Source organism: Virgibacillus sp. MSJ-26, from assembly GCF_018918075.1.
Classification (GTDB): Bacteria; Bacillota; Bacilli; order Bacillales; family Amphibacillaceae; genus MSJ-26.
The window spans coordinates 100,069-114,114 of sequence record NZ_JAHLPW010000009.1 but is presented as its reverse complement, the minus strand read 5'-3'; the positions used below and the strand labels follow the sequence as shown (position 1 = coordinate 114,114).

Genomic DNA, 14,046 nt, shown 5'->3' with positions numbered 1-14,046 from the left:
ACTTTCGGTTTTTTATAACGCTTATATATTAATATAGGAAAACGTGAAGACTCATTGAAAAAGCTTCATTATTGTATATTTAGATGTTTGACAGCCTTCACGATTTGCTTAACTCCTTTTTCAAGAGTTTGTCTAGAAGTCGCTATATTCATCCTCATAAATTGTTTGCCTTCTTCACCGTAGGAGCTTCCCGCATTTAGTCCAACACGTGCTTCACTTACCATAAATTGGTGCAATTCCTCATCAGTCATTCCGAGTCTACTACAATCAATCCATAATAAATAAGTACCTTGAGCAGGGATGACTTTTAGTTCAGGTGTATGTGTTTTGAACATTTCAACGACGTATTCCTGATGACTGTTTAAAAGCTTAAGCAGTTCTTTAAGCCACTCTTCACCATGTTCATAAGCGGCATGGAGTGCTGTGCTTCCCATCGTGTTAAGCGATCCCAGTCCTTGCTTTTTCAATAGTTGATCAATTTTCAAACGTTTTTCAGGATGTTTTGTAACGATATATGAGGCTTGCAATCCAGCGAGATTAAACGTTTTTGACGGAGCCATACACGTGACTGTCTGCATAGCAATATCCTCGGATAAAGTTGCGATGGGTGTATGTTTATAATCACCTAGCACAAGGTCGGCATGAATCTCATCTGAAATAAGAATAACGTCATTTTCGACGCATAACTCTGCCATTTTCTGTAATTCTTCTTTCGTCCATACCCGACCAACAGGATTGTGGGGAGAACATAAAATAAAAGCTTTGACACCCTGTTTAAGTTTATTTTCAAAATCAGTAAAATCGATAGAGTAATGGTCGTCTTTGAGGATCAAAGGACTTTTTACAATTTGTCGATTATGCGCCTCAATAACATTATAAAAAGGAGGATAAACGGGTGTTTGGATTAATACTTTATCCTCTGGTTCAGTAAAGGCTTGAACAGCTATATGTAGACTTGTGACAACGCCGGGGCTGAATGATAACCATTCTTCCTCAACCTTCCAATTAAAACGCCGGTGCAGCCAGTTGACGATAGAGCCTTTCACTTCGGGATTAATAATGGTATAACCGTAGACTCCATGTTTTGCTCTTTCTATTAATGCGTTATTTACGGCTTCAGGGGCTTTGAAATCCATATCAGCAACCCACATAGGGAGAACATCACCTGATTGAAAAACTTCCTCAAGTGTATCCCATTTAACAGAACGTGTATTTTTTCGATTAGGTACTGTCTCAAAATAACTCATACAACAACCTCCTTGTGATACTAATAAGGCTATTATAACCTAAAAAAACATAAAAAAAAGCAAAGCGTTTTTGACGCTTTGCCTACAGGGGGAATACGAGAAAGTCTTACATTACTAATTATACCCAGCATACAAATTTATAAACACTCTATTGGAAAATAATTTTTAGGAAAGTATGTGGGCAGTATAACCTCATTAAAATTTCATCGCACTATAAGCGTTTTTCTAGTGCTTCTTTGTCGTCTTCAAATCCAGGTTTTCCAAGTAACGCAAACATATTTTTCTTATATGCTTCTACACCTGGTTGATCAAAAGGATTAACTCCTTGGAGATAACCACTTATTGCACAAGCTTTTTCAAAAAAGTACACAAGATATCCAAATGTATAGGCATCCAACTTCGGTACTTCTACCACTAAATTTGGAACATCACCATCTGTGTGGGCGAGTAGAGTTCCTTGAAAAGCCTTGTCGTTAATTTCATGTAATGTTTTACCAGCTAAATAATTAAGTCCATCTGCATCATTTTTATCGTTTTCAACTGTTACTTCTTTTTTAGATTGATTAACATGTAATACTGTTTCAAATAAATCACGGCGACCTTCTTGAATATATTGTCCTAGTGAATGGAGATCAGTTGTAAAATTAGCAGATGTTGGGAAGATACCTTTCTGGTCTTTTCCTTCACTTTCTCCAAATAACTGTTTCCACCATTCGGCGAAATATTGAAGCTGTGGCTCATAATTAATCAGCATTTCAATTGTTTTCCCCTTGTTGTATAAAACATTTCGAACGGCAGCATATTGATAAGCTGGATTTTTATCTAATTCAAATTTTGATAAATCATCCATTGCTACTTTCGCACCTTCCATCATATCGTCGATGGATACACCGCTAACGGCGATGGGCAAAAGTCCAACTGCTGTTAAGACGGAGTAGCGACCGCCAACATCATCTGGAATGACAAAGGTTTCATAACCTTCTTGGTCTGCAACTGTCTTTAAGGCACCTTTAGATTTATCAGTTGTGGCGTAGATTCTTTGTTTCGCTTCTTCTTTACCGTATTTTTCCTCCAAATAGTTCCTGAACATACGGAATGCTATAGCTGGTTCAGTTGTTGTTCCACTTTTAGAAATGACATTAATAGATACATCTTTACCCTCAAGAACATCATACAGCTCATTTATATAGGTAGAGCTTAAATGGTGTCCAACAAAAATAACTTGAGGAGCTTGACGCTTATCTTTTGATAAAAGATTTTGAAAAGAATGATTTAACATTTCAATAGCGGCACGAGCACCTAAATAGGAGCCACCGATTCCAATGACAAGCAAAACATCCGTATCACTTTTAATTTTTTCTGCAGCAGTTTTAATACGCTGAAATTCTTCTTTATCGTAGGATTCTGGTAGGTTAATCCAACCAAGAAAATCATTACCTTGGCCTGTTTGATCGTGCAAAGCATTGTGTGCTGTTGCGACATAAGGTTTTAAATAGTCTAATTCATGCTGGTTAAAGAACTCAAGTGCCTTTTCATATGAGAACGTTACATGAGTCATGATGATTCCTCCTATAGCTATATTAAAGTAAGTTTTGCTAAGATATATTTTGATAATACATGTTAACTTTAACGGAGGAAAGAAATGAAATCAAGAATCATGATGGTGAATAGGGATTAACTCGAGTAAATGATGAACAATAAATGACTATCAATTACTTTCATACAGCTTCATTATTCATCAATTATCATTTATATATAAAACCCCTCATAATATCAGTTTGCATTATGAGGGATGAGTTTACTACCTATTAATTTTTAAATGTTTGCTTGCGATCTTTTGATTGGTCAATCCACTCTTCTAATTTATCTTTTAGAGTATTAAAGCCTGCTGCATTTGTGTCTTGTGTATTAGGTTTCGGCGCTGGTTGTTTTGTATCTTTTTTCGGTGCTTCTTCAGTCGCACGGATGGATAGAGAAATTTTATTAGATTCTTCATTAATGTCTAATACTTTAACAGTTACCTCATCACCGATTGATAAATATTCATTTATATCTTTCACATAACCGTGAGTCACTTCCGAAATGTGAACAAGCCCTTGTACTGAATCATTTAATGCAACAAAAGCTCCATAAGGTTGAATGCCTGTAACTTTACCTTGTATAATTTGACCTTTTTCAATATTATCTGTCATGCTGAACAACTCCCATTTTGTATTCGCTTTTTAACACATTTTTATATTTTATCATAAAAGGGGTCATTTGGCAAAATCCTCTTTCTTATGGTACGTGAGTGGTTTGCATTTATTTAATGTCTTCCCACGATTTGATGCCAATTAAACTATCTTTTTCTTCGAGAATGAAATCATGGGCTGGATTAATCAGCCACTCGTCGTTTCGCATCAGTCCAATAATCATACATCTCTCGTCTTTAAAATAATTGACAGCATTCCAAAACGTATTATTAATCATAGTTGTGGGAAGATTGATTTGAAAAAATTGCTGTTCCATCAATAGAGATAAGATGGATTCGAATGGATGGGCTTCTTCCTCTCGAAATAATTCATGGTATAAAAGAGTGCTTATAAAGTCATTTGGTCTAATAATCGTTGTCGCGCCAGCACGTTGGGCATTAACTATCTGTCTTTTTGTTAAGATTTCTGCAATGATTGGTATACTTTCATTATTTCCACGAATGGCAACAGTGGATAATATCGTGTACTTATCAGCTTGTGGTTCAGATTCAGTGATGTCTGCTGTGATAATAACTTGATCAGCATCTTTTAGTTTGGCTTTTTCTAAAGTGATATCTTCTGTAGGATCCCCTTGAATATAATGGACTGGATAATGTTGGTAAGAAAGATGTCCAAGCGATTGATCAATTAAGACGATTTCTAGCTGTGAATTCACTTTAAAAGCCATTTCAATTAATTTTCTAGTCCGTTCATTCCAGCCAATACAAATAATATGGCCACTTCCTTTATAAGATACGATTCCCTCTGATAAATCTCTTTCATATTTTATCGTTGAAGCAGCAAAGAGGGAAATATAGAATGTGATTAGGCCTGCACCTGTTAACATAAGTAGTATACCGATGATTCTTCCAGTTGCACTTAGTGGTGTGTAATCTCCGTAACCCACTGTTGCTCCGGTGACAAAAGCCCACCATATACCGTCAAAAAAAGTCGGAAATTGGTTTGGCTCTACAAAGTGAATTAAAATTCCAAATGATACCATCACAAGTAAAATAGTGAGCAAAAGTCTGATAAGAACCGGAATGCGAAAGTATATATGTCTTAATAGTTCAATACCCATATTTCCCCCATTGGTGCTCAGTTGTTTTAGTTAAACTTTAAGTTAGTATGTGAGAAAAGAAGGTCATTTATTCAAAAAGTACCTTCAGTTTTGCTATTATATAAGAATAGTAAATAATTAAAGCGTTTGACAGGAGGAAGAAAATGGGAATTAAAAACAAGGATTTTTTATTTAATTTATTGAGCACTCCTTCACCCTCAAGCCAAGAAGTGGAGATTCAAAAAAGTTGGATTAACTATGTTAAAGAGTTCGCGGACGAAATCAGAACAGATCATGCGGGAAATGCGATAGGCATTTTAAATCCAGAAGCTTCTTTTAAGGTACTTTTAGCTGGACATTGTGATGAAATAGGACTCGTAGTTAATCGAATTGATGATAATGGTTTTTTGCATTTTGAAAAGATAGGTGGCATTAATCCGAAAGCTGCAGTGGGTATGAAGGTTACTGTGTTAGGATATAATAAAACCGTTTTAGGAGTTATTGGCGTGAATGCCCAGCATCACGGGGGATTAAAGGATGATTTTGATCTAGAAGATTTATTTATCGACTGTGGATACCGAACAAAATCTGAAGCAGAGAAGTTTATTCAAATTGGTGACCTTGCTGTCTATAAACGCGAACCAGAAGTTTTGCAAGATCGTTATATATCGGGTAGGGGCTTGGATAATCGCACAGGTGCTTTTATCGTTGCAGAAGTTTTAAAAAGATTAAAATCAGAAGGCTGTGAAATCGGTGTTTATGCAGCAAGCACGGTTAATGAAGAAACGAATATGGGAGGCGCCTATTTTGCAGCGGCAGGCATCAAACCTACAATGGCTATTGCTTGTGATGTCACTTTCGCTACAGATTATCCCGGTGTAGATAAAAATAAGCATGGCGACGTAAAACTGGAAGGCGGACCAGTGCTAGCTAAAGGCGCGCCAATCAATTATAAAATAAATCATCATCTTGAAAAAGCGGCCAAAGAGCTTGATATGGCTCTTCAATACGAACTTACCCCCAGAATGACAGGAACGGATGCCGACAGAATGCGACTCACTGGACAAGGTGTGCCGATTGCTCTTGTATCTTTGCCATTAAGATATATGCATTCACCTGTTGAAACAGTTAGTATAAGCGATATGGAAGAAGAGATTGATTTACTTGTAAAAATGATTACTAATTTAACTGGGAATGAAAGCCTGAATCCGCTCGAAGATGCCTAATTAATGTGAAATCCTAGACGAGGTCAATTCTCGTTTAGGATTTTTTATTTTGTTCCATAAAAGGTTGATAGTTAAAAAGAACTGTATCACGGAAAATTTTAACAGACTTAAGAACTAGAGCCATCAATGAAAAGAAACGAAAAAATAATATTTCCTCTTAATTGCTTCACTATTTAATAGTGATAGGGAACTCTAGCAACTTTTTAGGTGAAATTGTTCATTTTTCTTTCGTTTTTCATGAAAAACTATTCTCACTAGATTTCAATTAAAATCATGATCATCCAAGAAGGTTGATAAATCAATGGTTTATTGTTCCTTTAAAAAAACGATAACTACTTTTCACCTAAGGAAAGTAGTCAACTTAATAGTTATTATTATTCAATTTAGAATTTTTTAAAAATGAACGACATAGTTCGACACATTTTTTCTATTTTTTACTTTAAAGTTAAGTTAACATCATGAAAATGAAGTAGGCACACGATCGCCAACCTAAATTTAGAGAAAGGAGGGTAGAGTGTTTTTTTGTATCTATTAAAAATAAGGGAGGAAATACATTGTATAATAAAAAGCAGCAACGTGTGAGATTATTTAGTATCATTGCTACAGTATTGATGATATTCTCATTATTCGCTCCAACGTTAAGTGCACAAACATTATCTGTTGGTAAAAGCGATAAAAGCGGACAACTACATGAATCAGCGATTGATCCAGCCAAGCGAGTTGAAGAAAAGATTAGCAATCGTTTGATGGATGAGTATAAAGACAGTGATGTGGTAACATTTTTAGTTAAGTTTGAGGAAAAAGCAGATACGACAAAAGTTGCTGAAGAAGCAAGAAAAGCGGCTGAATCAGCACAGCTATCATCACATAAAGCAACACTTAACCAAAGATCTACCGTAATTTCTGAATTGAAATCCGTTTCAATTGAATCTCAAGCGAATGTTAAGCAATTTTTAGAAGAACAAGTTGAAAACGATAATGTAGACAGTTTCCATTCTTATCATATTGTTAACGGAATGGCTGTCACTGCTCCTAAAAAAATAGCAGAAAAACTAGCAAGCTTTCCAGAAGTAGAAAAAATTCTACCAAACGAAGAGCGTGAACTTCATGTTACTTTTGACGACAAGGTAGACTCGCCTAAAGCAAGTCTCCAAGACGATGAAGAAATTGAATGGAACGTTGATCGTGTAAATGCTCCAGATGCTTGGGCAATGGGAGTGGATGGTTCAGGTACAGTTGTAGCTAGTCTAGATACTGGTGTTCAATGGGATCACCCAGCATTAAAAGAACAATATCGGGGATATGACTCTGAAACTGGTGATGTTGATCATGAATATAGTTTCTATGATGCAACTTCTGACGGACATGAAACTCCAGTGGATGATAATGGTCATGGTACACATGTGACTGGAACAATGGTCGGACATGAAGAAGACGGATCCAACCAAATCGGAGTGGCTCCAGGTGCAAAGTGGATTGCTGCTAAAGTCTTTGACGCGGCAGGTAACGCTAAAGATGCAGATTTACTAGATGCTGCAGAATGGATTTTGGCTCCAGGTGGACGTGCTGACTTAGCTCCAGATGTTGTTAATAACTCTTGGGGTGGCGGTCCAGGACTTGATGAGTGGTACCGTGATACGGTCATTGCCTGGAGAGATGCGAATATCTTCCCAGAATTCGCAGCTGGTAATACGGATTTATTTAACCCAGGTGGACCTGGCTCAGTAGCAGCTCCATCCAATTATCCAGAATCATTCGCAGTTGGCGCAACAGATAGTAATGATGTGGTTGCAGATTTCTCATTACGCGGACCTTCTCCGTATGACGAAATTAAACCAGACATTGCAGCGCCTGGTGTAGGTATTCGTTCAGCTATACCGGGTGATAGCTATGGCTCAAATAATGGAACATCGATGGCTAGTCCTGCTGTATCAGGGATTGCTGCACTACTTCGACAAGTAAATGCTGATATCTCTGTAGATGATATGGAAGAAATTTTACTCAGCACTGCTATTCCCAAGACAGATGATGAATATCCAGAGTCACCAAACAATGGTTATGGTCACGGGTTAATTGATGCATCTGCAGCCGTTACGTCAATTATGGATGGTATTGGCTCGATTGAAGGTTATGTGACAAAAGATGGTGAAGATAATGAAGCACCAACGTTCGAACATGAAGCACCTGCTGAGTCTTATTCAGGGATGGGACTTGACTTAAAAATTCAAGCTTCAGACAACGTCAGTGTGACATCTGTCGAATTAAACTACCAAGTTGATGGTGGAGAAATGAAGACAGTAGAAGCTGACCGTGTTTCAGGAGATTTTAAAGATGGTGAGTATAAAGCCTCTATTGATGGTGAAGATTTAGTAGGCGAACTACTTGAGTATCATTGGGTTATTAATGACTTTGGTAATAATGAAGTGATTAGTGATGATTATAGTGTTGAATTAAAGTCTGGTATTTCAACTGGATATTCTGAAGACTTTGAAGCAGAACCAGCTGGTTGGACATCTTATGGTGATGAAAATAGCTGGGAGTGGGGCGAACCAACGTCAGGTCCTGGAAGCGCTCTAACTGGTGATAATGTTTATGCTACAAATCTATCAGGTCAGTATGATAGCAACATGAATGCTTCTCTTGAAATGCCACCAATCGATTTGCCAGAAGGGGATGCTTACCTACAATTTACACACTGGCATGAGTTTGAACAATATGATTCGGGGACTTCATATGACTTTGGCCATCTCGTTGTATCAACAGATCAGGAAGAGTGGACTCAACTTGAAACATTTGAGGGATTAACTTCTGATTGGACAGATACAGAAATTGATTTATCAGATTATAGCGGCGAAAGAATTTATATCGCATTTAACGCTACATCTGACATCAGTGTTAATAAAGAAGGATGGTATATTGATAGTGTAGCTTTATCTGAAGAATCTAATCAGAGTTCGGCTTCATTGAACGTTACTTCAGAGACTTTAAGCACTGACAAAGCATTAAAAGAAGATAAGCCAGATGTTGATCCAACGAAACAGAAACCTGTTGTTCCGCACCAGGAGAAGTTAGTTAATGATCAAGCGGAAATTCAAGCAGGCTTACCTTTAGGAGCTACAGTAAGTGTACTAGAAACAGGAAGTTCAACTAAAACAGATCCAGCTGATGGAAGCTATTCATTAATGAGTGCTGCTGGCACATTTACAGTTGAAGCTGAAACCTATGGGTATGAATCGGTTGAACAAGAAGTTGAGGTGGAAGCTGATCAAGCAGTTGAAGCAAACTTCACACTTGATGAGCTTGATCAAGCAACAGTGACAGGAACAATCACTAACGAAGCTACTGGCGACCCTATTGAAGGAGCAACTCTACTTCTAGTAGAAGATGCTAACGTTGAGCCGGTAGAAACGGATGCTGACGGAGATTATTCACTTACAGCATATGAAGGAACTTATACTTTAAAAGTGATGGCTAAAGACTATCATGGAACAGAAGTTGAAGTGGATATGAACGAAGATATTAACTTAGATATTGAACTTGAGCCATTCTATACAGTTCCAGGTGGAGAAATTGGCTATGATGACGGTGTTGCAGATAATGCACGTGCTTTCTATGATGCAGGCAACGGCTGGGGTGTGAAAATGTCCCTACCAGAAGGTAAAGAGAAAGCAATCGTTACAGATGGTGTCTTTAAGTTCTGGAATCCTGAATTCCCTACTCCAGGTGGAACAGACTTCCAAGTAGAAGTTTGGGATGCCTCTGGTGTTGATGGTTTACCGGGAGAAAAACTTGCTGGACCAATCGATGCAGAAGCTATTCGTGATGAAACAGACTGGACAGTTGTTGATTTATCCGAGCATAACATAGAAGTTGACGGAGACTTCTACATGGTTTATGTTCAAACAGCAGCAAATACGGGTGCACCAGGGTTAGCAACTGATGAAACAAGCCCGAACGCTGGAAGAAGTCACCAGTTGGTTGGCGGTTCTTGGGAGCCATCTCCAGCAGACGAAGGGAACTATATGATTCGTGCTCGTGTAAGCTATGAAGTTGAAACACCAGTTATTTCATCTCCGGCTGAAGATTTCATAACTAATGAATCTGACATTACAATTGAAGGAACAGCATCTCCAACAACAACGATTGAATTGTTGAGCGATGGGGAAGCAGTAGATTCAGTAGAGGTAGGAGATGATGGAGAATTCTCCTTTGATCAAGAACTTTCTGAAGGTGAAAATGAATTCGTCGCCGTTTCTAAAATCGATGGTGCCAAAACAGGAGAATCTGATCCAGTTATGGTAACTCTTGATACAGAAGCGCCTGAAGTAACGATTGATAATCCAGTTGATGGAGATAAGTCAAATCGCGAAACAGTCACTGTTGAAGGAAATGTTCAAGACGAAAACCTTGATTACGTTGAAGTCAATGGACAGAAAGCTGATGTCAATGATGAAGGAGACTTCTCTAAGCGTATCTTGTTAGATAACGGAGAGAATGTCATTGAAATTGTAGCAGCTGACCTTGCAGGTAATACAACAACTGAAACAGTCACGCTTGATGTAAAATATGACGCTTCAGAAATTGACAACTTAACCCCAACAGAAGATCAGCATGTCGATTCTGGTGAAAGTGTGATGATTGAATTTGATAGTGAACCAGGAGCACGCGCCACATTTGTCGTGCACATGCCACTAACAAATACAGGTATTCACCAAAACGCTACTGAACTTCCAATGATGGAAATGGAAGATGGTCGCTATGTAGGTTACTGGACAGCGCCGGCAAACGCATATGCTGAAGGTGCAGTTATCGAAGTTATTGTAAAAGATGCTTACGGTAACGAGACGCGTGAACAAGCGGATGGTAAGTTGTTCATTAATGTGGAAGATTAATAGTTTATTAAAAGAGTCAGATCCTTGATAGGGTCTGGCTCATTTTAAGAAAACGGGCTAATCATTTTATTTATTTTAATTTTCAGATATAATAAGATAGACTGCACATTAAATTAGAATAAAAAGATGTGGGATGTGATTTATAGACATTGCAAGAGGCAATTAAGAAAACGGATGGCTTAACCAGTACAGAAAAACAGCATTATTTTTAGCCTGAATTGGTTTGAACTCGTTCGAATAGAACTATTTTATCGTGCACGGAAGGAGAGACATTTGCGATGCATAGGATATCAAAGGTATTAATAATCATTGTTTTTTTACAATTGCTGGGTGTTCTAATTCAATTAATGGAAATGATGAAGAAATTAATGAGATTGAAATGGCAAGTTTTTATTTTACAGGAACGATCAAAGAAATTTACGAGAGTACAGCGCTCGTCGATGGTACAATGGGAGAAGTACTTGTTGCCCTTTCAGTCAACAACGACGAAACATTTCATGTAGGAGACAGGATAAAGGTTGGATATAATGGCGCTATAATGGAATCAGATCCTGCACAAATTAAAACGCTTTCGGTTGAATTGGTCGATGAGTAGGCAATAATTAATACATACTTTGTATCTTTGACTGCCATGTGAGCAACCGGAACTGTATCTAATTAAAATTATCTGTATTATTGTTCGTTTCATCATTTGTCTTTAATGAAAGGGAAATTATTAGGCCAAAGTGACACTATAGCTTATTACGACATGGATACCAATAAAGGGCAATCGGGTTCAGCTGTATTAAATAATTCTAATGAGATTGTTGCTCTTCATTCAAGTGGATTTATGTTTGATGACCATAGTCTTGCCAATGGCGGACCTAAAATGACAAGTTCAGTTGTGAAGTTCATAAAGAATAATGGAAATTAAATGAAATATTATAACGCATACGAGAGATGAAATCCTAAAATGCATATCGGGTTAATAAGAAAGTTTGTGTATAAAAATATACGTAAGCTCCTTATTTTGTTAGACTTTTTTAGAACAAACCAAAAACGGAGTTGCGTGTCATTGAATAACGACATTTGCTTAATAGGATTTAAAGGGTTTACTATTAAAAAGTAGATGAAATGGATGGATTATGTCAAATTAATATTGAGATGGAACGTAGACCCTATTTCTGTCCAACCTGTAAAATCATAACGGATGAAGTACATGATTACCGTTCTCAGAAAGTCCAACATACCAAAATATTGTCAAGGGACACAATAGCACTTCAATCGACTCCTTAATTTTGTTGTAAGAAAAGTTTACCACTCATGCGATTTTTGGTTGGTGTAATGAAAAGGTGTCAAAAAAAGAATCAGCAGGGTTCTTTCTAATCATTATAATATTGTCGCAGTGCGTCAGTGGACTTATTACGAGTAGTACAACGAATATAAATATAAAATATTAAGTACAATGATGAAGACCACAATTTAGTTGAAATCTCGGAAAGTTGTCGTTCATCCAGTCATGAGGCCACCGAGATGAAGATTAAAACTTTAGAATTGAGTTCAAAACCTTCTGTACTCTCCAATCAAATCTAAACCATTGCAAAATCGTCTCAATAATGTATAATTGTAATTAACAATAAAATATCGATTTCATCTTCGGGGCAGGGTGTAAATCCCGACCGACGGTAAGGAGCAAAGGCTCTAAGTCCGTGACCCGCGTGAAGAAACGCGGTTGATCTGGTGTGAGACCAGAACCGACAGTTAAAGTCTGGATGGGAGAAGATGTGAGCTGAAAATGACACGTGTTTTTGTCATTGGTTTCTATGAATTTATCAACCCTAAAGCCCCTAATGGTAGCTTTAGGGTTTTATTATTTTCATGGAAATAAAGCTTGTCCTTCATCACGAGATGTAAATCGATAAAAAAGATGAAGGGAGAACTGAATATGCAATCAAACATTCAGTCATCAAAACTATTAAAAATGATTATTTTAGCTTTACTAGGAACTATTTCACTAGTTTTATTCTTTTTAAATTTTCCACTACCGTTTTTACCGCCATTTTTGAAAATTGATTTTAGTGAAGTGCCCGCGCTTATTGCTTCATTTATTTTTTCTCCGATTGCAGGAGTGATTGTAGTAGGAATTAAAAACCTACTCTATCTAGCAATTGGTGGGGGAGAGCCTGTTGGAGTCGCTGCGAATTTTTTATCTGGTCTTCTATTCGTTGTGCCGATTGCGGTTATTTATCATAAATACAAAAGTGTTAAAAGTATTTTATCTGGTTTAGTTGTGGGGACAATTGTAATGGCGATCGCCATGAGTGTGTTGAATTATTTGGTGATTTTGCCTGTTTATGCTTGGTTTATGGGAATGGAAGAAATGAAAATAGAAGCTGTTAAGCGAGTAACGGTACTATATGGGGTCTTTCCATTTAACCTTATTAAAGGTGTTGTCATTGGAATGTTGTTTATTCCTCTCTTTGTTAAAATGCGGTCTTGGATTGAACAAAAACAAGCGAAACCAGCTTCATAAATTTAACGAAAAAAGCCAACTTCCAAATGGAAAGTTGGCTTTTTTAATCTTCTTCTATACGATTTCTTGCAGTAGGTTCTGCTTGGAGTCTATCGACAGGGATAGGTTCACCTGATTTCTCGCTAAAACCATAGGTGCCTTCTGAAATTTTCTTAAGGGCATTATTGACTTCCTCTAGTTTATCTTCACTCATCATTATGAATCCTTTATCGAGTTCTTGCTCGAATTCTTCAGTGCCTTCATCAGCTGGATGATTTTGAAAATCCGCTAATTCGTGAATAGCATCTTGAGCATTATCACGATCCGCTTTAGACAAGTCTTTCATGATTTCTTCTTTCATTTCTAATAAACGACTTTTAAAATTACTTAATTGTTCTTGTGTTAAATGATCTTGGGACATAGCTGCCTTCCTTTCTTGGAACTAAGTAAAGATGTGCTTAAAGATCTAAACACTATCCTCTTTTAGCTACTACCCCAATTGTGCATCTTGAAACACAAATAAGCTCTTCATTTTCATCTGTAATGTTAATTTCCCAAACCATGGTACGTTTGCCAATATGCTGTGGGACAGCCTTTGCTGTCACGACGCCACTTTTTTTACTTTTAATATGGTTCGCATTAATTTCAATTCCAAATACGGATTTTTCTTCGGGATCAACATTTAATAAAGCACCAATACTAGCAGCTGTTTCGGCCAGGGCGACACTAGCTCCACCATGCAAGAAGCCGGCCGGTTGATGTGTTCGTGAATCGACAGGCATCGTTAGAACAACAGCTTGTTTGTCCATTGAAGTAATTTCCATACCAAGTGTCTCAATCAATGTGTCTTTGATTAATTTATCCTCCAAAATTTCTCCACTCCCCAGATCTTTAATTAT

11 protein-coding genes and 1 riboswitch are annotated in these 14,046 nt (G+C 37.4%); of the genes, 5 read left to right on the top strand and 6 right to left on the bottom strand.

The window, feature by feature from the left end; translation table 11 throughout:
* Positions 1–68 precede the first annotated feature (68 nt).
* The 4 genes from KQI49_RS10340 to KQI49_RS10325 form a co-directional block, all read right to left on the bottom strand.
* Positions 69–1,247, bottom strand: a complete 1,179-nt coding sequence (locus KQI49_RS10340) for a MalY/PatB family protein (protein WP_216488664.1) — start codon at positions 1,245–1,247, stop codon at positions 69–71.
* A 211-nt stretch (positions 1,248–1,458) separates the two neighbouring features.
* Complete coding sequence (locus tag KQI49_RS10335; protein WP_216488662.1) at positions 1,459–2,805, bottom strand: glucose-6-phosphate isomerase; 1,347 nt, start codon at positions 2,803–2,805, stop codon at positions 1,459–1,461.
* Positions 2,806–3,055: 250 nt separating this feature from the next.
* Positions 3,056–3,439 carry a S1 domain-containing post-transcriptional regulator GSP13 gene (gene yugI / locus KQI49_RS10330; protein ID WP_216488660.1) on the bottom strand — a complete coding sequence of 128 codons (384 nt, stop codon included), beginning with the start codon at positions 3,437–3,439 and terminating at the stop codon, positions 3,056–3,058.
* A gap of 109 nt (positions 3,440–3,548) precedes the next feature.
* Positions 3,549–4,559, bottom strand: a complete 1,011-nt coding sequence (locus KQI49_RS10325; RefSeq protein ID WP_216488658.1) for a potassium channel family protein — start codon at positions 4,557–4,559, stop codon at positions 3,549–3,551.
* Between the two features lie 143 nt (positions 4,560–4,702).
* Between KQI49_RS10325 and KQI49_RS10320 the strand changes: the two genes are divergently transcribed.
* The 5 genes from KQI49_RS10320 to KQI49_RS10300 all read left to right on the top strand — a co-directional run bounded on the left by KQI49_RS10320 (position 4,703) and on the right by KQI49_RS10300 (position 13,168).
* The gene (locus KQI49_RS10320; RefSeq protein ID WP_216488656.1) at positions 4,703–5,764 is read left to right on the top strand and encodes a M20/M25/M40 family metallo-hydrolase; all 1,062 of its coding nucleotides are present in this window, start codon (positions 4,703–4,705) and stop codon (positions 5,762–5,764) included.
* Between the two features lie 554 nt (positions 5,765–6,318).
* Positions 6,319–10,656 carry a S8 family peptidase gene (locus tag KQI49_RS10315; RefSeq protein ID WP_305852325.1) on the top strand — a complete coding sequence of 1,446 codons (4,338 nt, stop codon included), beginning with the start codon at positions 6,319–6,321 and terminating at the stop codon, positions 10,654–10,656.
* A gap of 379 nt (positions 10,657–11,035) precedes the next feature.
* Complete coding sequence (locus KQI49_RS10310) at positions 11,036–11,251, top strand: DUF3221 domain-containing protein (protein WP_216488654.1); 216 nt, start codon at positions 11,036–11,038, stop codon at positions 11,249–11,251.
* A gap of 153 nt (positions 11,252–11,404) precedes the next feature.
* Positions 11,405–11,569, top strand: a complete 165-nt coding sequence (locus KQI49_RS10305) for a hypothetical protein (RefSeq protein ID WP_216488652.1) — start codon at positions 11,405–11,407, stop codon at positions 11,567–11,569.
* A gap of 714 nt (positions 11,570–12,283) precedes the next feature.
* A riboswitch (FMN riboswitch) is annotated at positions 12,284–12,423 on the top strand.
* A 157-nt stretch (positions 12,424–12,580) separates the two neighbouring features.
* The gene (locus tag KQI49_RS10300) at positions 12,581–13,168 is read left to right on the top strand and encodes an ECF transporter S component (RefSeq protein ID WP_216488650.1); all 588 of its coding nucleotides are present in this window, start codon (positions 12,581–12,583) and stop codon (positions 13,166–13,168) included.
* Positions 13,169–13,211: 43 nt separating this feature from the next.
* On the opposite strand, the gene KQI49_RS10295 is transcribed toward KQI49_RS10300, so the two are convergent.
* Positions 13,212–13,568 (bottom strand): TraR/DksA C4-type zinc finger protein, encoded by a 357-nt coding sequence (locus tag KQI49_RS10295; protein ID WP_216488648.1) that lies wholly within the window; start codon positions 13,566–13,568, stop codon positions 13,212–13,214.
* 52 nt (positions 13,569–13,620) lie between these two features.
* Complete coding sequence (locus KQI49_RS10290; RefSeq protein ID WP_256439006.1) at positions 13,621–14,016, bottom strand: hotdog fold thioesterase; 396 nt, start codon at positions 14,014–14,016, stop codon at positions 13,621–13,623.
* Between the last annotated feature and the right edge of the window lie 30 nt (positions 14,017–14,046).